Below are 17,297 nucleotides of genomic sequence, written 5' to 3'. Positions count from 1 at the left end.
CTTTGACCTGCAGTTGAGTGGGTCCTCCAGTTGGATGCTTCAGCGGGCGGCGCGGAAGGCCGCCGTGGCCTGCACGAACGGCTTGACCACAACCTGAGGCCCGACGCCGGCCCTCGGCCCCTGCGCCCCGGCTCCCGTGACGCTGTGGTCGCTGGAGTGCAGCTCGACCTCGACGATCCGCAGGGAGTCGTTCGCCGCGAAGGTGACCCCCGGCTGGAAGTCCTCGGTCGCCGTCGGCCGCTCTGCCTCACGGCCGGGGCCGGCCCCCTGGAGTCCGAGCAGCGTGGACAGCGGTGCCTCGGTCTCAGGCCCGAGGGGCCGGGCGGCCTCACGTTCATAGTGGTCCAGGGCCTCCTGGCTGTTCTTGTCCACGGCGTGGAACCATCCCGTGGCGTGGGCGTACTCCTCCCCGTCGGGGCCCAGCAGTGTGCCTCGGGCCACGCCGCCGAGGGCGTCCACGGCGGGGGCCTGGGTCCAGGTCTCCAGCGTGGATCCGTCGGCCGGGAAGGATCCGGTTAAGTTCAGCTGCAGCTCGGTGGTCACGAGCCAGTCCAGGTCAGGCGCGGCGGCTGTCCGCGTCGCGTGACCACGGGCCGGTGGTCAGGGACCCGATCGGCCCCGGGGCTGATCCGCTGTCCGCCTCATGGATCCGCACGCGCATCAGCCGTTCCGTGCGGCCGAGGGGGGAGATAGCCTTCCTGCCAAGGCGAGCCTGGCGTGGGTGCTGTCCGTTTGGCGCGGTGGCGGGGGCGGTGGTCCGCGGGGCGGTCCCGCCGGTGTCGGTCATCGGATGGGTCATCCCAGCAACCTTTCGTAGACGGGGCGTGGGCAGCACCGGATCCAGACGCCCGCCCGCCCTGTCTGTACGCATGGCGGGCGGGGCAGCATCGTCCCAGGCGGAGATGAACCACCCTTCCACGTAACGGTGCTGGCCGGTGTGACGGCCGTCCTGACCGGGCACAGGTAGTCCTACTGCACCATCACCTGGATCCCCGGGGCCCGTTGACTGCTCCCTTCACGGGCCAAAGACTGGTGAGTGTCCCAGGGAGGCGGACCCCCCTGGGAAAGGCGCTGGAACATCTCTGTTCTGGGGTCGGAATCTTCTGTTTGCCCACCAGGGCGGAAGGAACTGCAATGACCGATCACCACGACATTTTCGCTGGACGCGAGTCCCAGGTTCGGAGCTACTGCCGGTCATTCCCGCATGTTCTGACCACCGGCCTTGGAACCCTCGTGCGGGACACGGAGGGCGAGGAGTACATCGATTTTCTCGCAGGAGCCGGTTCCCTCAATTACGGGCACAACGACCCGGACATGAAGGCCGCCCTGATCGAGTACATCTCCGGCAACGGAATCACCCAGGGCCTTGATCTGCACACAGTGGCCAAGGGCAACTTCCTGACGGCATTCGAGGAACTGATCCTGGAGCCTCGTGGCATGGATTACCGCGTCCAGTTCACCGGCCCGACCGGCACCAACGCCGTCGAGGCGGCTCTCAAACTGGCCCGCAAGGTGACCGGGCGGTCCAATGTGATCGCCTTCACCAATGCCTTCCACGGCGGTAGCGCCGGTTCGCTGGCCGCGACGGGCAACCGCCACCACCGGATGGGCGGCCAGGGCCTCCACAGCGTGACCCGCATGCCCTACGAGGGATACTTCGGCAACGGTGTCGACACCAGTGAGCATCTTGCTCAGATGCTGGCCGATCAGTCGAGTGGAGTTGACACCCCCGCGGCGATCATCCTCGAGACGCTCCAGGGTGAGGGCGGACTCAATGTCGCCTCGTCAGAATGGCTGCAGCGCATCGCATCGATCGCTGCCGAGCACGGAGCCCTACTCATCATCGATGACATTCAGGCCGGCTGCGGGCGCACCGGCACCTTCTTCAGCTTCGAGGACATGGGTGTTCAGCCTGACCTCGTGGTCCTGTCCAAGTCGGTGTCCGGTTTCGGAATCCCGATGTCTCTGTTGCTGATTCGGCCCGAGCTCGACCAATGGCTGCCCGGGGAACACAACGGGACCTTCCGGGGCAACGGCCACGCGTTCATCACGGCGGAGGTGGCGCTGAGGAAGTTCTGGTCGACCGCAGTGTTCGAGGAGACGGTAAGGCAACGTGCCGCCCAGCTGCATGACGGCCTGACCGAAATCTCCGCCATGATTCCCGGCTCACGTGTCAAGGGGCGTGGGATCATGCAGGGATTGGACGTCCTCGATGAGAACGTCTCCACAGCTGTGCGCCAGACCTGCATCGCGAACGGCCTCTTGATCGAGGCGGCCGGGCCCCGCGACGAGGTCATCAAGATCATGGCTCCCCTGACGACCGACGAGGCAACTCTCGATCGGGGCTTGGAGATTCTGCGGGCAGCCGTGGTGGAACACCTGGAAGGCAGTCGCACGCGGGAACTGGTCGGCTGAGGCCGGGCTACAGTGTGCTGCCTCGCCCGGACGTGCCGGTCGATGAGAGACGTCGACCGGCACGTCCGGTGGTTCACCGGCGGGCACTGAAGCGACCCCTTCCAGCAGACAGCCGGAGATCTCCGGGCTACAACATGAGGAACCCATGAAACTGTCAAACCTCCTGAGACGATGGCGCGGCATGGCGGACGACCCCAAGCCGCTGGGCGAGATGCCCGCCGCCTATGAGCATCTGGAGAGATTCCAGGCACTGGCTGACCAACACGGCGACCGGGCCACCGGGACCTCCGGTTACGAGGCGGCGGCACAGTACGTCGAAGAGCAACTTGCCGGTGCCGGCTACCAGAGCATCCGCCAGTACTTCACCTTCAAGCACCGCGGCGGCACGGTCGAGACCTTCAACATCATCGCCGAGACCGAAGCCGGCAGTGCGGACAGCGTGATCATGCTCGGTGCGCACCTCGACGGGGTGCCGGGAGCCCCGGCGATCAACGACAACGCCTCCGGAGCGGCGGCCTTGCTAGTGGCAGCCACAGTGCTCGGCCGAGAGGGTCGCATCAACAACAAAGTACGCTTTGCCTGGTGGGGGGCCGAGGAGTTCTCGAAGTCATACGGCTCCCGGCACTACGTCCGGGACTTGGCCAAGAACAACAGCGGCGAACTGGCCAATATCTCGGCCTACCTGAATTTCGACATGATCGCCTCACCCAACCCGGTCATCGGGGTCTACGACGCACGGGACCCCGAACCGATTCATGCCGTGACCGGTGGTTCGGAGGAGATCATGGGCGTCTTCACCGACTACTTCGATTCCCTCGGCCAGCCCTGGATCGCCACTGACTGGGACTATGACTCGGACCAGATCGCGTTCGTCAAGAAAGGTGTCGCTGCGGGTGGTCTCTACTCCGGGGACAGTGACAAGAAGACCACCCGAGAGGCCCAACTCTTCGGCGGCAGAGCAAAGCGGCCGTGTGACCCCAATTACCACCAGCCGGGAGACGATATCCGCAACGTCGATGTGGAGGCGCTGAGACTCATGACCGACGCGATCGTCCATGTGGCCAGCCGGCTGGCCGAGGACAACAGCGTTCTCCAGGTCACCCTGCAACCGTAGGACCTGGTCCGGGTAGTCCGCTGGGCGGGCTGGCCCACTGGATCGTGGCCGGGTCATTCCGCAGTGTGGTGAAGGTCGTCCTCTGCTCGCGATCCGGTCGTCTCGTCGGTCAGCTGTCGGTCGGCCTCTGTGCGCAGTTTGAAGGCCAGCCGTGCGGCCTCCAGGACCGGGCCGCGCGCCGAGTCCGGCACCTGGTCGCCCGGGTCCAGCTGGTCGAAGACCACGACACCGCCGACACTGACGGCGAAGTCATAGCGCTTCGAGTCGGTCTCCACCGGCCCGGCGCCGAACAAGAGCAGCGACCCAATGCCGCTCGTGGAGACGTCGACGAACATCTCAGCCGGGGTGAATGCCCAGTGCGGGGCCAGCTGGCCGGGCACGGCCTGGGCGCCGGTGATCCGCAGACGGTGCCGCACCGAGACATCCCACCGCCCGCCAGCGTCCGGCCTGGTGTGCGGCTGTCCGGCCGCACGCAGGCGCAACTGGCCCAGGGCGCACCGCGCCCGATGCGCCCACACCACAGGCAATTCCTGGTGGCCGGCTAGCTCCCAGCCGTCCATCTCCAAATGGTGATGGAAGTCAGGGGACCGGTGCACCGTGCCGCGGACAGTCCCGTGAAGCCTGGCACTCAGCGACAGCCGGGTCATGTCCTCGCCCGACCCGTACTCAACCTGCTCCCAATCGTGACGGATCACCGTCTCAGTGAGTTCGAACTCCGCGCCCAATTTCCTGACCCTCGTCTCATCGTCGAACCGCTGTCCCTAGCGACCCCTAGCGACGCGGCGGCATATCCGCGCCATCACCGCAGGTTTGCCCCCACGTGGGGACTGTACCGTCTACGGTGTAACTCCTGCTCTGGACGTATCCGCTGAGTCAGGAGATTGGCCTGGCGCAATCGTAGGTCGTGACGGTGGTCGGCGTCCCGCGGGCCGTGCCGGCGAGGCCACGGACAAGGTTCTGGACGGGGTGGCTGCGGATCAGGAGTATTCGGCGAGTGAAGAATCCATGCAGCTCCCTCAGGGGAAGGGCGTCCGAGCGACACTCACCGTGCCGGCGGCCTGTTGATATAACGGAATGGTAAAGTTCCGAGCCGGTTAGAAGGCGTACTGGCAATTTGCCCGGGCAACCGCCCCAGCCATAGGATGCATCGGCGTGTCAGAGGTGCCCTACTGCCCGGTAAACAGCCTTTCCGGCCCGGAAATCCGCCGAACCCGACTTGTAATCAGTTTTCAGCTCGTTATGGTGGATGGGATGCCATATGATGCAGACACAGCAATCATGACCCGCCCGACAGCCCCCGTACTCCGCCCTCCGCAGACCGCGGATGGAGCTGCGCTGTGGAACATGGCCAAGGACTCCAAGGTCCTCGACCTGAACTCGTCCTACTATTATCTGCTTTGGTGCAGGGACTTCGCGGACACCACGGTGATCGCGGAAATCAACGGTGAGCCCGCCGGATTCGTCACCGGTTACATCCGGCCCGACTCTCCCACCACCCTGATGGTGTGGCAAGTGGCCGTCACAGAAGCCGCCCGCGGCCTTGGACTCGCTTCCCGCATGTTGGACGCACTGGTGACCCGGACAAACGCTGAGGCCTTGGAGACCACCATCGCGGCCCACAACGAGGCCTCTTTGCGGTTGTTCGCGAGCTTCGCCAGGAGATATGGGGCGGACGAAGAGATCACCCCACTCATCACTGCGGAGATGTTCCCCGACGACTTCGAGACCGAATACCTGCACCGCATCGCGCCCATCGCGCAGTAGTGGTCACCGCAGTGGCCTGCCCGCCCGGCATGTTCGATCAGCCGGGCGGCGGTCCCGCGCCACCGCCCCGATGACTTCCACGACCGATACCGGCCCACCCGCTGGGTAAGAAAGGGATGCATAATGGACACCACCGTCTTTTCCACCGTTGAATCAGAGGTCCGCACCTATAGCCGCGGCTGGCCCACCGTTTTCGCCCAGGCCAAGGGTGCCGTCCAGACCTCCGAAGACGGGACCGAGTACCTGGACTTCTTCTCCGGTGCCGGAGCCCTGAACTACGGGCATAACCACCCGAAGCTGCAGGCGGCCCTGGTCGACTACATCTCCAGCGACGCCCCTGTGCACTCGCTCGACATGATGACCCCGGCCAAGCGCGATTTCCTGCAGACATTCAACGACCTCATCCTGCAGCCGCGGGGCCTGGACTACAAGGTCATGTTCCCTGGTCCGACGGGTACCAACACCGTGGAGGCCGCCCTCAAGCTGGCCCGCAAGGTGACCGGGCGCCAGCACATCCTGTCCTTCACCAACGCGTTCCACGGCATGACCCTCGGGGCGCTGTCCGTGACCGGCAACTCCATGAAGCGCAGGGGCGCCGGTATTCCGCTGACCAACAGCTCGAAGATCCCGTACGACGACTACCTCGGCGGTGTGACCACCGACTTCCTGTGGCTAGAGCGCGTCCTCGAGGACTCCGGTTCCGGCGTGGACAAGCCGGCCGCGATCATTGTGGAAACCGTCCAGGGCGAGGGCGGCGTGCGTGCCGCGCGGGCCGAGTGGCTCAAGGGGCTCTCCGAACTCTGCGCCAAGCACGAGATCCTGCTGATCGTCGACGATGTCCAGGCTGGCTGCGGCCGCACCGGGACCTTCTTCAGCTTCGAGGAGGTCGGCTTCACCCCGGACATCGTCTGCGTCTCCAAGTCGATCTCCGGCTATGGGCTGCCTATGGCGTTGACCCTGTTCCGCCCCGAGCTGGACGTGTGGTCCCCGGGTGAGCACAACGGCACCTTCCGCGGCAACAACCCCGCCTTCATCACGGCCACGGCCACCCTGAAGGAATTCTGGGCCGACGACTCCTTCCAGAAGGGCCAGCTGGCCGAGGCCATCGCCACCGTGCACGGCGCCCTGGAGCAGATCGCCGGCTCCATGGAGGGTGCGACCGTCCGCGGTCGCGGACTGCTGGCAGGTCTGCACTTCGAGGACATCGAGGTAGCCGGCAAAGTGGCCGCCGAGTCCTTCCGGAACGGGCTGCTCGTGGAGACCTCCGGCCCCGACGACGAGGTCCTGAAGCTGATGCCAGCCCTGACCACGCCGAAGGCTGAACTCGAACGCGGCATGGGCATCATTGCCGCCGCCGTGGCCGAAGTGACCGGCACCGACATCGCGTACCGGGCAGGCAACGGTGACCTCGCCGGCGCCGCCTGAACGACATCCCACGGACCAGACTTCCCCCACCGAAAGGAACCTCACATGCTGGTGACCAACCTGAACGACTTGAACGACACCGAGCGCGACATCAAGTCCGAGACCTGGCGCTCACGCCGCATGGTGCTGGCGCGCGAGGGGGTCGGCTTCTCCTTCCACGACACCGTGATCTACGCTGGCACCACCTCCACGTTCCACTACGCGAACCACATCGAGGCCGTGTACTGCGTGCAGGGTAAAGGCACCTTGACCAACGAGGTGACTGGCGAGGTGCACGAGGTCAAGGACGGCACCATGTACCTCCTGGACGGCAACGAGAAACACACGGTCCGCGCCACCACTGAGTTGCGCATGGCCTGCGTCTTCAACCCGCCGGTGACCGGCCGCGAGACCCACGATGCCAACGGCGTCTACCAGCTGGTGTTCGAGGAGGGCTCGGACCGCAAGGTGCCGAAGAAGGCCAATGTGGAAACCGAGGCAATGGCCTGATGGCCTGATCCCCGCCCGGTAACACAGAGGGGGCGCGCCGTCGTCGTGGTTGGTATGGAACCAGCACGACGGCGGCGCGCCTCCCGTCTTGTCTCTTGTCAGCGTCAGGTGGAGGAGGGGCCGTTCCGTGGCTCGCGGGTGATGCCGTCGGGGGTTCCACGAGCGGTCCCGTTTGTGGTGGTGGTGGGGGCGGTGTCGGGGGTTCCCTCGATCACGACGAGCCGGGCGCCCCTGACGGCCCGGGTCACGATCAGCTCGAGAGGGCCCTGGCCGACCGACCGGCGCCAGATCCAGGCGAACGTGGCCGCCACTACCAGGTGCACCACGAACCACGCGGTGGGTTCGTCATAGTGGACCTCCGGGGCCAGGGCGAGCAGGTGGGCGGAGTAGAGGGTCAGGGTCATGGCACCCATGGCCGCCAGGGGTGCCAGCCACCGCCCGGCCTTGGCCCCGATGAGCAGGAACAGAGCCAGCACCAGGAGCGCCATGCCGAGGCTGGAGGCGATGGCCAGGGTAGCACCAGAATGGGGGGTCGCGATGGCCAGCCACCACCCGGAGGTGTCGGGCAGGATGCTCGGGCCGAACATGAGGGCCTCGTCGAGACTGTCCCGGGTCATGTCCGGGGTCTCCAGCAGTGCCTCGTAGCCACCTACGGCATGGAGCAGCAGGGAGGAAGCGAGGTTGGCCAGGACAGCCAGGGCCGCGCCGGCCCCGGCGATGATGGCCTGGATCCGGGTGCTGCGCAGGTTAAGCCGTCCGAGGCCCAAGCCGACCAGGATGAAGGGCATGAAGGACAGTGCCGGATACGATCCGGTGATCAGCAGTTCCGAGGCCACGCCGGCTGGCTCGGTGAACAGCGTCACCAGGGTGTGGTTGTAGAGCGAGGAACCAGGCAGCACCGGATACAGCTGTTGTATCAGGATCGGTGAGACGACGGCGAAGGCGGCTGCACTAAGGAAGAGCGTCCCGATTCCGAAATGGAGGAACGGGATGGCCAGCAGGAAGAACGCCGAGTAGTAGAGCAGGATGCCGTAGGCCGGGGGGTCCGCCGGCATGATCGCCGCGATCGCCAGGGCCACGATGCCGATCATCACGGCCCGCACCGCCACCCCCACCCGGTCCGCGTTCATCTGCCGTCCACGGTGTTGCGTTCGCCCGCCGGAGGACAGGGCCAGACCGACGCCGGCTAGCAGCGCGAAGAGCGCGGCCGAGTCCCCGCCGAACAGCGTCCACGCGAGGGTCGGATCACTGGTGTCCCCCACCGCGGAGGGATAGAGGTGGACGGCCATTAATCCGATCAGCGCCAGGCCGCGCGCGGCATCAATGCCGACTAGGCGGTTCTTGGGCTTCGGGGGCGACATGGTGCCCTCGCTTGCTGTCATGTCCTGCATGAGCACTACCAAGCCCGTCCTTGTTCGTCGTGCGCTGTTGATGTTGCTGCCGGAGCCAGGGCGCCACGGCTTCCCCCACATTCCTTACATCGCCGCAAGGGCGTGCCGCGAGGTGCACATCCCTGAAGGTGGGCGAAGGCACCGGTACGGACCACAGGAGAAATGTCTTCGGATCCACCGTACGAGATGTCTGCCCCTTGCAGCAGGGTCCGCACTACTCGATGTCCGCCGTGAGACCACGTGGCCATCTCCGTTCCACCTCTTGACCGGCCGGTTCCGCCACCCTGAACGGCCACGTCAGCACGGGGTCCGGGGGAGCAAGTAGTGACGTTTCAGACAGAACCGGGGCGGACGAATCATTTCTGTGACCGCGGTATCGATCCAGCCTGTCGAGTAGGGCCCCACCGGGTGCGGCGCCGTCGGTGATCCCCTCTACCGCTGGATGGTCGGGGTATGGCTCCCTGATGGTTGGTACATCACCGCTGTGGGAGAACATTGGTCGCACTGACCTGGGAAGGTGGCGCACCGCGGGCTTCGCACACCCCTCGCCGGCAGATCCCCGGGTGCAGGATCTCCGAGTGTTCTACAGCCATGCCAGTGGACCATTCGGGTGCCAGGCGGGTATCTCGCACAGATGTGCCGATGGCCGGTCCCTCCATAGCTTGAGAAATAGCTTGAGAAGCGGCGTGTCATCTCCCAGCGCGTCGAGGACCACCACAGAAATGCGAGGCACTGATGGCTCCGGAAGAGAGCGTCCATATTGCATCGGACATACCCACCAGGCTGGCCCCCGAGGTGACGGTGCAGATCCGAAACCTGCCCTTGCAGACCGAACAGTTGACCGCGCAGGCCGCGCGCACATCCTCTCCCGGCATCGATTCGCAGACAGCGGAGGAAGACGTTCACGACGCGACCACGGCCACTCTGGACCGGTTGCTGCTGCAGTCCGCCCACCACCACCATGGGATTCGGTGGTCTCCGGGAGAGCGTATGGAAACGCTCTTCGAGGAACGCTGCGACGTGCTGCGCGATGAAGGTCGATCGGGCCAGCTGGCCGTCGACACCGGAGACGTGAAGCTCACCTATGACGAACTGGACGCGCGGGCCAACCAGCTTGCCCGGCACCTCCTGGCAGTCGGAGCACAGGCCGGCGACCGCGTCGCGCTGTTGTTTGATGACGCCGTGTGGTCCTACGTCTCGATGCTGGCGGTGCTGAAGATTCAGGCGGCATATGTGCCACTGGACGCCGGCTTCCCCGCCGACCGGATGGGGTACATCATGGAGGACTCTGGGGTCAGCAGCGTGCTGACCCTGAGTCATCTGGAGGGTCTCTTGCCGGAGGGTGAAACCCGTGCCCTGGTCCTGGACACTGTCGATGTGGACATTGTCGGCCAACCGGACCACCGGCTCACGGTGATCGAAAAGCCCGAACCGGTCGAGGACCTGGCCTATGTCATCTACACCTCGGGATCCACCGGCCGTCCCAAGGGAGTGGCCATCGAACATCCCAGCATCTGTAACTTTCTGCGGGTCGCCGCCGAGGTCTACGGTTACCAGGGCGACGACCGTGTCTACCAGGGGCTGACGATCGCCTTCGATTTCTCCATCGAGGAGATGTGGGTGCCGTGGATGGTCGGTGCGACGCTGATTCCGAAACCGAGCTCGAGGAGTCTCCTCGGGGCCGACCTCGAACAGTTCGTGATCGACCACCGCATCACCGCAATGTGCTGCGTGCCGACCCTGCTGGCCACCCTCGAAGAAGACCTTCCAGGCCTGCGTTTCCTCCTCGTCTCCGGTGAGGCCTGCCCGCGGGACCTGGCCGAGCGCTGGCACCGGCCGGGCCGCCGATTCCTGAATGTCTACGGGCCCACTGAGACCACAGTGACCGCCACGATGGAGCTTCTCCAGCCCGGCAAGCCGATCACCCTCGGCCAGCCCCTGCCGACCTACACGACCATGATCCTGGATCCCGATGAGCCACGCGCCCTGGAACCGGGCCAGATGGGCGAGCTCGGCATCGCCGGGATCGGTCTCGCCATGGGGTACCTCAATAACCCGGAGAAGACGGATGCCGTCTTCATCGACGACTTCATGGACATCCCGAACAACCCCTCCGGACGCATCTACCGCAGTGGTGACCTCTGCCGCGTCAATGAGCACGGGGAGATCGAGTACCACGGCCGCATCGACACCCAGGTCAAGATCCGCGGATACCGGATCGAGCTGTCGGAAATCGAATCGGTGCTCCTGCAAGTCCCCGGGATCGCGCAGGCCGTGGTCGAGACCCATGAATCAGCACCCGGGATGACCGAGCTCGCCGCGTTCTACACGCTGCGCAGTGACGTCTCCTCGCTCGCGCCGCAGGTGATCCAAGAGGAGCTTCGCGATCGGTTGCCGGGCTACATGGTCCCGGCCTTCTACGAGCGGCTCGAGACCATGCCGATGCTGCCCAGTGACAAGGCCGACCGCAAGAGCCTGCCGAAGCCCCTCACCCGGGTGAGCACTGTGGTCGACTCCGAGTACTTCCAGCCCGCAACTGAGACTGAGGCCACGCTGGCCGGGTGGCTTGCTGCCGTGCTGGGAACGGACCGCGTTTCCGTCGAGGCACACATCTTCGACGACCTCGGGGCCAACTCCCTGCTCATAGCACGCCTATCCGCCAGGCTGCGCAAGCAGACCGACCTGCCGCCGGTCGGCGTGCAGGACATCTACCAGCACCCAACGGTCAGGCAGCTCGCTGCGGCGATCGATGCGCCGACCGGTCCAGCGACCTGGGCCGAACCCTATGCGCCGCCCGCGCCCGGTCGTGGCAGCACCCTAGAGTCCGTACTTTGTGGTGTTCTGCAGGCTGTGCTCGCCATCGGCTACTCCTACGCCCTCATGGCGGTCGCCGTGTCCGGCTACGACTGGGTCACTGGCGGTGAGGGTGTCCTGGCGATCTGGGGGCGTGCGATCGTCTTCACCGTCGGATTCTTCGTGGCCCTGTCCGTGATGCCGATCCTGCTGAAATGGATCGTCATCGGTCAGTGGAAGGAACAACACATCCGGATTTGGAGCCTGGCGTATGTCCGATTCTGGTTCATCAAAGCCCTGGTCAATCTCAACCCGTTGATGGCCTTCGTCGGGACCCCGATCATCCCGTTCTACCTGCGGCTCCTGGGCGCCAAGGTCGGTTCCAATGTCCTGATCCTGACCCCGGTCATTCCGGTGGTCACCGACCTGCTGACCATCGGCGACAACACGGTCATCAACAAGAACACCCGCTACAACGGCTATCGTGCGCACGACGGGTGGATCCAGACTGGTCCGGTCACGCTCGGCAGGGACGTCTACGTCAGTGAGAAGTGCGTTCTGGACATCGGCTCCACCATGGGCGACGGCGCGCAGCTGGGGCACACGTCCTCCCTGCAGAGGACCCAGTTCATTCCTGCGGGCGAGAGTTGGCACGGCTCACCCGCGGTCCCGGCCACCGTGGAATACCGCAGGGCCTCGCCGATGCAGGTCAGCAGGCGTCGTCGGATGACCTACAGTGCGCTCGTCCTGCTCGGCGCCACGGCGGGGCTCAGCCCCCTGGTCGTGCTGGCGATCGCGCTGCTCGTCCCCGCCTACCTGGACACCGGCCATCTGGACTATGCGAACCCACGGTTCTACGTGGACCTGGTGATCGTCGCGTTCCTCGTGCTGACCGTCGGCCTGCTCGCCACCTTGGCCGGTGTCTTCCTGATTCCGCGACTGCTCAACATCCTGATCGATCAGGGAAAGACGTATCCGCTCTTCGGACTGCACTATGCCGCCCACCGGGCGATCCTCGGGTTGACCAACGTCGAACGGTTCATGCACGTCGTTGCGGACAGCTCACTGGTCGTGCACTACCTCCGCCTGCTGGGTTACAAGCAGCCCAATCTGATCCAGACCGGATCGAATTTTGGGCCGGAACTCGCACACGAGAACCCCTTCCTGACCACCATTGGATCCGGAACCATGGTCTCCGACGGACTCTCGATCATGAACGCCGACTACTCCAGCACGTCCTTCCGCGTGTCTGAAGTGACCGTCGGGGCGAACAGTTTCTTCGGCAACGACGTCCCGTATCCCGCCGGTGCGCGCGCCGGGGACAACGTCCTCTTCGGCACGAAGGCAATGGTGCCCATCGATGGCACGGTCCGTGAAGACGTCGGCCTGCTGGGTTCACCGGCTTTCGAGATCCCCAGGACCGTCGAACGCGACGCGGAGTTCCACAAGGTCGACAGCCCGGAGGAGATCGCCCGCAAGCTGCCGGCCAAGAACAGGCACAACGGTGTGACGATCGGACTCTTCCTGCTCAGCCGGTGGGTCCTCGTCCTCGCCGGCCTGATGGCGGCCTCGGTCGTTCTTGCGTTCCCGACGGAGATCACCGGCCTGGGTCTCTTCGTGGGCACCATGGGCTTCTTCGCCTTCATGATCGCCTTCCTCATCCTGCTCGAACGAGCCTCTACCGGATTCAAGCCGATGGTCCCGACGGTCTGCTCGGTCTACGATGTGAGGTTCTGGCGTCACGAACGGTTCTGGAAGTTCATCACATACCCGTTGCCGTTCCTCGATGGCACTCCGTTCAAGCCCGTGTTCTGGCGACTGCAGGGCGTGCAGATGGGCAAGCGCGTCTTCGATGACGGCTGCTGGATCCCGGAGAAGACCCTGGTGACCGTCGGCGACGACGCGGTTCTCAATGCCAACGCCATCGTGCAGTGCCACTCGATGGAGGATGGCGTCTTCAAGCTCGATGCCATCAGCATCGGCAACCGGGTCACCGTCGGCGTGGGCGTCTACGTGCACTATGACGTCGAGATGGGTGACGATTCCGTCCTTGAGGCGGACTCCTTCCTGATGAAGGGAACGCAGGTACCGGCGGGTGCCCGGTACGGCGGCAACCCCGCACAGGAGATCTCCGTGTGACCCGTCACCAGTGGGTCCCCGGGCGCTTCGCTCTAGGTGCAGAGCCGCTTATCCTGCATGGATCACGTTTCGCGCAAAGGACGACATGAATCACCGCAGGAAACGGACGAAGGTTGTTGTCGTTCTGTCGCTTGGTGTGCTTGCTGTCCTCGTGGCGCTGGTCCTGGTGCGGGTCGTTGGGGACAGGCAGGTGTCCGATGCCTTGAGGCATCTGGAGGAGTTCCAGGAGCTGGCTGATGAGTACGGGGACCGTGCGACCGGTAGCCCCGGGTACGAGGCCGCGGCCGAGTACGTCGAAGAGCAGCTCGAGGATGCTGGCTATGAAAGCGACCGCCAGTACTTCACCTTCGAGAATCGCGGCGAGGAGTATGAGAGCTTCAATATCATTGCCGAGACTGACACCGGCAGCGACGAGAACGTGGTGATGCTCGGGGCCCACCTGGACGGGGTGGAAGACAGCGCGGCGATCAACGACAATGCCTCCGGAGTAGCGGCACTGTTGGAGGCGGCGAAGGAGGTCGGCCGGCAGGACGGGATCAACAACAAGGTTCGCTTCGTGTGGTGGGGAGCCGAGGAGTTTCCGGAGTCGTACGGTTCCCGGCACTACGTCAAGGAGCTGGCCGAGGACAACGGCGACGGACTCGACAGCATCGCTGCCTACCTGAACTTCGACATGGTCGCCTCGCCCAACCCGGTGATCGGGGTCTACAACGCCCGGGGTGCCGGCCGACCCTGGCTCGAGGTGCCCGAAGGCTCGGAAAAGGTCATGGAGGTCTTCACCGACTACTTTGGCTCCCGGGACCAGCCCTGGACGGCCACCACCTGGAACATGGCTTCCGACCAGGTGGCGTTCATCCGGGAGGATGTTGCCGTGGGTGGGCTGTTCACCGGCAGCGACGTGGAGAAATCCGCCCGGGAAGCCCGCATCTTCGGCGGTGAGGCAGGACGGCCCATGGACCCCAATTACCACTCCCCGGGTGACGACCTCGACAACATCGACCCGGAGGCGCTGGACCTGATGACCGACGCGATCATCCACGCCGCCACGAGGCTGGCCCAGGACACCAGCGCCCTCGACTGAGCCCGATGACCCGAGCTGGGGTGTTAGGCACCGCGGCCCGGTACTCCGTCCCCCCTCCTTGCGGGGATCGGGGCGCCGGGCCACAGTGGTATGTGGGGTGACGGGGCATAGTAGGGCCCGCACCCGTGTGGTGAGAACCACCGAAACCGCGCAGAACACCGAAGGTTAGGAGAAGACCGATGACTGCAACGGCAACGCAGAACAGAATCGACACCTACCCCACCCGGAATAATGGTGAGGTCAAGGTCATGCCCCGCGAGGATGCGGTGGTGTGGGGATCCGCGTCAGACGGCCCGCTGGACCAGGCGACCCTGGACGGGTTCGACGCCCGAGGGTACCTGTCGATCGACCGGCTGGTCAGCGACGACGAGGTGGCGGAGTTCCACCGAGAACTCGAACGCCTTTCGCAGGACCCGCAGGTCCGGTCGGACGAGCGCTGTGTGATCGAGGCCAGCAGCCAGGAGGTCCGCTCCGTCTTCGACGTGCACCGCATCAGCCCGGTGTTCAAGAGGATCGCCAACGACCCACGGGTGGTGGACCGTGCGCGGCAGCTGCTGGGCTCAGACGTGTACGTCCACCAGTCCCGGGTGAACTTCAAGCCCGGCTTCGAGGGCAAGGAATTCATGTGGCACTCCGACTTCGAGACGTGGCACGCGGAGGACGGCATGCCCGCCCCCCGGGCCGTCAGCATCTCGATCTCGATGACGGACAACTACTCCTACAACGGGCCCCTGATGATCATGCCGGGTTCACACCGCGAGTACGTCTCCTGCGACGGGGCGACCCCAGAGGACAACTACCTCAAGTCCCTGGTCATGCAGGGCGCTGGGACCCCGAGCAAGGAGATCCTGACGGACTTCTACGATCGCTACGGGATCGACGTGATGGAGGGCCCGGCCGGTGGCGCTGTCATGTTCGACAGCAATTGCATGCACGCGTCCAACGGCAACGTCACCCCGTTCCCGCGCTCCAACGTGTTCATCGTGTTCAACTCGGTGGAGAACACCATCGAGGAACCGTACGCTGCGGCCAAGCCACGGCCCGAGTTCGCCGGCTCGACCGACTTCACTCCAGCCGGACTGCGGTAGGGCACGGGCTCACGGCCCGGGTGCCCGCTCCAGCTGGGGGCGGGCACCCGGGCCGCTGTGGCTCAACGGTCCTCCGATGCCCCCAGCGCCTGCGGGTTCTCGGGATTTCTGACTGAGGCGGCCTGGCCTGCGTGGGTCGCCTCGTCGACCAGGGGCGCATCCTCCGGATGTGCGGCCAGGTGTTCGCGGTGTGCCTCGTCCACATGCAGGTCGGATCCCTCCACGGATTTGGGCACCAGGGACACGGCCACGAAGGAGACGATGGCCAGCGCGGCGATGTAGACGCCGATGGTCCAGCTGGCACCGGTGCGGTTCAGCAGCAGCTGGGCGATCATCGGGGCGAAGGCGCCGCCAATGATCGAGCCGAAGGCATAGCCGATGGACACGCCGGAATAGCGGACGTTGGCGGGGAACATCTCGGCATAGAGTGCGGACTGCGGGCCGTACGAGGGGCCGAGGCCGATGGTGAGAATGACGATGGCCAGCGTGAACGGGGGCAGTGAGGCCGTGTCCAGCAGGAACCACATGGGGATCGCCCACAGGATGATGATGCCGTAGCCGATCTGGAAGGTGCGGATCTTGCCGATCCGGTCACCGAGTCTGCCGCCCAGCATGGTGAACGCCAACCAGCCGAGGCCGCCGATGAAGGAGGCCACGAGCGTGGACTCCCGGCTCATGCCCAGTACGTTGGCACCGTAGGAGGCGAAGAACGCGATGACCAGGTAGCCGGCCGCGTTGTTGGCGGCGAAGATCAGGGCGGCCAGGATGACGTTCTTCTTGTGGTTCTTCAGGAGCACGCCCAGGGGAGCGGCGGACTCCTTCTTGCGGAGCTGCATCTCCTTGAACACCGGGGACTCGTCCACGGCGCGCCGGATGAGGTATCCCACGAGGATCAGCACCACGGAGGACAGGAACGGGATGCGCCAGCCCCAGGCCATGAAGGCCTCCTCGGACATGGAGCTGGTCAGTAGCGTCATGAAGGCGGTGGCCAGCAGCATGCCGATCGGGACCCCGATCTGCGGGTAGGAGCCGAAGGTGCTGCGCAGATTGCGCGGGGCGTGCTCGACCGACATCAGGGCGGCTCCACCCCATTCGCCGCCGGCAGAGAAGCCCTGGATGATGCGCAGGAAGATCAGGAGGATCGGAGCCCAGACGCCGATCACGGCGTGGGTGGGCAGCATGCCGATCAGGGCCGTGGCCCCGCCCATGCCGATCAGGGTGATCACCAGGATCATCTTGCGTCCGTACTTGTCCCCTAGGTGGCCGGCGATGATTGCGCCGAGGGGGCGGAAGAGGAAGCTGATGCCCAGGGAGGCCCAGGAGACCACCTGGGCCAGCGGCGCGTTCTCCTCGGCCAGCGGCGCGAAGAACAGTGGCGCCAGCACGAAGGCCGCGGCCTGGGCATAGATGAAGAAGTCGTACCACTCGATGGTGGTGCCGACGAGGGTGCCGGCGAGGACCTTGCGCTCCTCGGCGCTGCGCCGCGGGCGGGCTGCCGCCGCGGTCTGTGGATCTGCCATGGTGAGCTCCAGACGAGGGGTGGGATGCTGAGGACGGTGCGGATTAGTGACTGACCGTTCGGTCACCGGACGATGATA

Annotated in this window: 13 protein-coding genes; 8 read left to right on the top strand and 5 right to left on the bottom strand. The window is 65.2% G+C overall.

What is annotated here, in order from left to right; translation table 11 throughout:
• Nucleotides 1–39: 39 nt before the first annotated feature.
• Together ABD134_RS07050 and ABD134_RS07045 are read right to left on the bottom strand one after the other, a co-directional pair.
• Nucleotides 40–543 carry a hypothetical protein gene (locus ABD134_RS07050; protein WP_344228103.1) on the bottom strand — a complete coding sequence of 168 codons (504 nt, stop codon included), beginning with the start codon at nucleotides 541–543 and terminating at the stop codon, nucleotides 40–42.
• 13 nt (nucleotides 544–556) lie between these two features.
• Nucleotides 557–799, bottom strand: coding sequence for a hypothetical protein (locus tag ABD134_RS07045; RefSeq protein WP_344228101.1), 243 nt, complete (start codon nucleotides 797–799; stop codon nucleotides 557–559).
• A gap of 335 nt (nucleotides 800–1,134) precedes the next feature.
• Here ABD134_RS07045 and ectB (ABD134_RS07040) point away from each other — a divergent pair, with 335 nt between their 5' ends.
• Nucleotides 1,135–2,415: a diaminobutyrate--2-oxoglutarate transaminase gene (ectB, locus tag ABD134_RS07040; protein ID WP_344228099.1), complete on the top strand. Its 1,281-nt coding sequence runs from the start codon at nucleotides 1,135–1,137 to the stop codon at nucleotides 2,413–2,415.
• Between the two features lie 145 nt (nucleotides 2,416–2,560).
• Complete coding sequence (locus ABD134_RS07035; protein ID WP_344228098.1) at nucleotides 2,561–3,529, top strand: M28 family peptidase; 969 nt, start codon at nucleotides 2,561–2,563, stop codon at nucleotides 3,527–3,529.
• A gap of 53 nt (nucleotides 3,530–3,582) precedes the next feature.
• On the opposite strand, the gene ABD134_RS07030 is transcribed toward ABD134_RS07035, so the two are convergent.
• Nucleotides 3,583–4,089: a hypothetical protein gene (locus tag ABD134_RS07030; RefSeq protein WP_344228097.1), complete on the bottom strand. Its 507-nt coding sequence runs from the start codon at nucleotides 4,087–4,089 to the stop codon at nucleotides 3,583–3,585.
• Nucleotides 4,090–4,807: 718 nt separating this feature from the next.
• Between ABD134_RS07030 and ectA the strand changes: the two genes are divergently transcribed.
• The 3 genes from ectA (at nucleotide 4,808) to ABD134_RS07015 (ending at nucleotide 7,207) form a co-directional block, all read left to right on the top strand.
• Nucleotides 4,808–5,293: a diaminobutyrate acetyltransferase gene (gene ectA / locus ABD134_RS07025; protein ID WP_344228095.1), complete on the top strand. Its 486-nt coding sequence runs from the start codon at nucleotides 4,808–4,810 to the stop codon at nucleotides 5,291–5,293.
• A 123-nt stretch (nucleotides 5,294–5,416) separates the two neighbouring features.
• Nucleotides 5,417–6,718: a diaminobutyrate--2-oxoglutarate transaminase gene (gene ectB, locus ABD134_RS07020; protein WP_344228093.1), complete on the top strand. Its 1,302-nt coding sequence runs from the start codon at nucleotides 5,417–5,419 to the stop codon at nucleotides 6,716–6,718.
• A 45-nt stretch (nucleotides 6,719–6,763) separates the two neighbouring features.
• Nucleotides 6,764–7,207 (top strand): ectoine synthase, encoded by a 444-nt coding sequence (locus ABD134_RS07015; RefSeq protein WP_344228091.1) that lies wholly within the window; start codon nucleotides 6,764–6,766, stop codon nucleotides 7,205–7,207.
• 104 nt (nucleotides 7,208–7,311) lie between these two features.
• Here the strand turns inward: ABD134_RS07015 and ABD134_RS07010 are convergent, their stop codons facing one another.
• Nucleotides 7,312–8,589 (bottom strand): heparan-alpha-glucosaminide N-acetyltransferase domain-containing protein, encoded by a 1,278-nt coding sequence (locus tag ABD134_RS07010; RefSeq protein ID WP_344228089.1) that lies wholly within the window; start codon nucleotides 8,587–8,589, stop codon nucleotides 7,312–7,314.
• Nucleotides 8,590–9,393: 804 nt separating this feature from the next.
• Here ABD134_RS07010 and ABD134_RS07005 point away from each other — a divergent pair.
• The 3 genes from ABD134_RS07005 (at nucleotide 9,394) to thpD (ending at nucleotide 15,699) form a co-directional block, all read left to right on the top strand.
• A complete protein-coding gene (locus ABD134_RS07005; RefSeq protein WP_344228087.1) occupies nucleotides 9,394–13,530 on the top strand; it encodes a Pls/PosA family non-ribosomal peptide synthetase in 4,137 nt (1,378 codons plus the stop codon).
• Nucleotides 13,531–13,666: 136 nt separating this feature from the next.
• Nucleotides 13,667–14,611 carry a M28 family peptidase gene (locus tag ABD134_RS07000; RefSeq protein ID WP_344228086.1) on the top strand — a complete coding sequence of 315 codons (945 nt, stop codon included), beginning with the start codon at nucleotides 13,667–13,669 and terminating at the stop codon, nucleotides 14,609–14,611.
• Nucleotides 14,612–14,790: 179 nt separating this feature from the next.
• On the top strand, nucleotides 14,791–15,699 hold the full coding sequence (gene thpD / locus ABD134_RS06995) for an ectoine hydroxylase (RefSeq protein WP_344228085.1): 909 nt from the start codon (nucleotides 14,791–14,793) through the stop codon (nucleotides 15,697–15,699).
• Nucleotides 15,700–15,761: 62 nt separating this feature from the next.
• Here the strand turns inward: thpD and ABD134_RS06990 are convergent, their stop codons facing one another.
• The gene (locus tag ABD134_RS06990) at nucleotides 15,762–17,219 is read right to left on the bottom strand and encodes an MFS transporter (RefSeq protein ID WP_344228084.1); all 1,458 of its coding nucleotides are present in this window, start codon (nucleotides 17,217–17,219) and stop codon (nucleotides 15,762–15,764) included.
• Nucleotides 17,220–17,297 lie beyond the last annotated feature (78 nt).

Source organism: Citricoccus alkalitolerans, assembly GCF_039528175.1.
Lineage (GTDB): Bacteria > Actinomycetota > Actinomycetes > Actinomycetales > Micrococcaceae > Citricoccus > Citricoccus alkalitolerans.
This window is presented reverse-complemented; position numbering and strand designations above follow the sequence as displayed.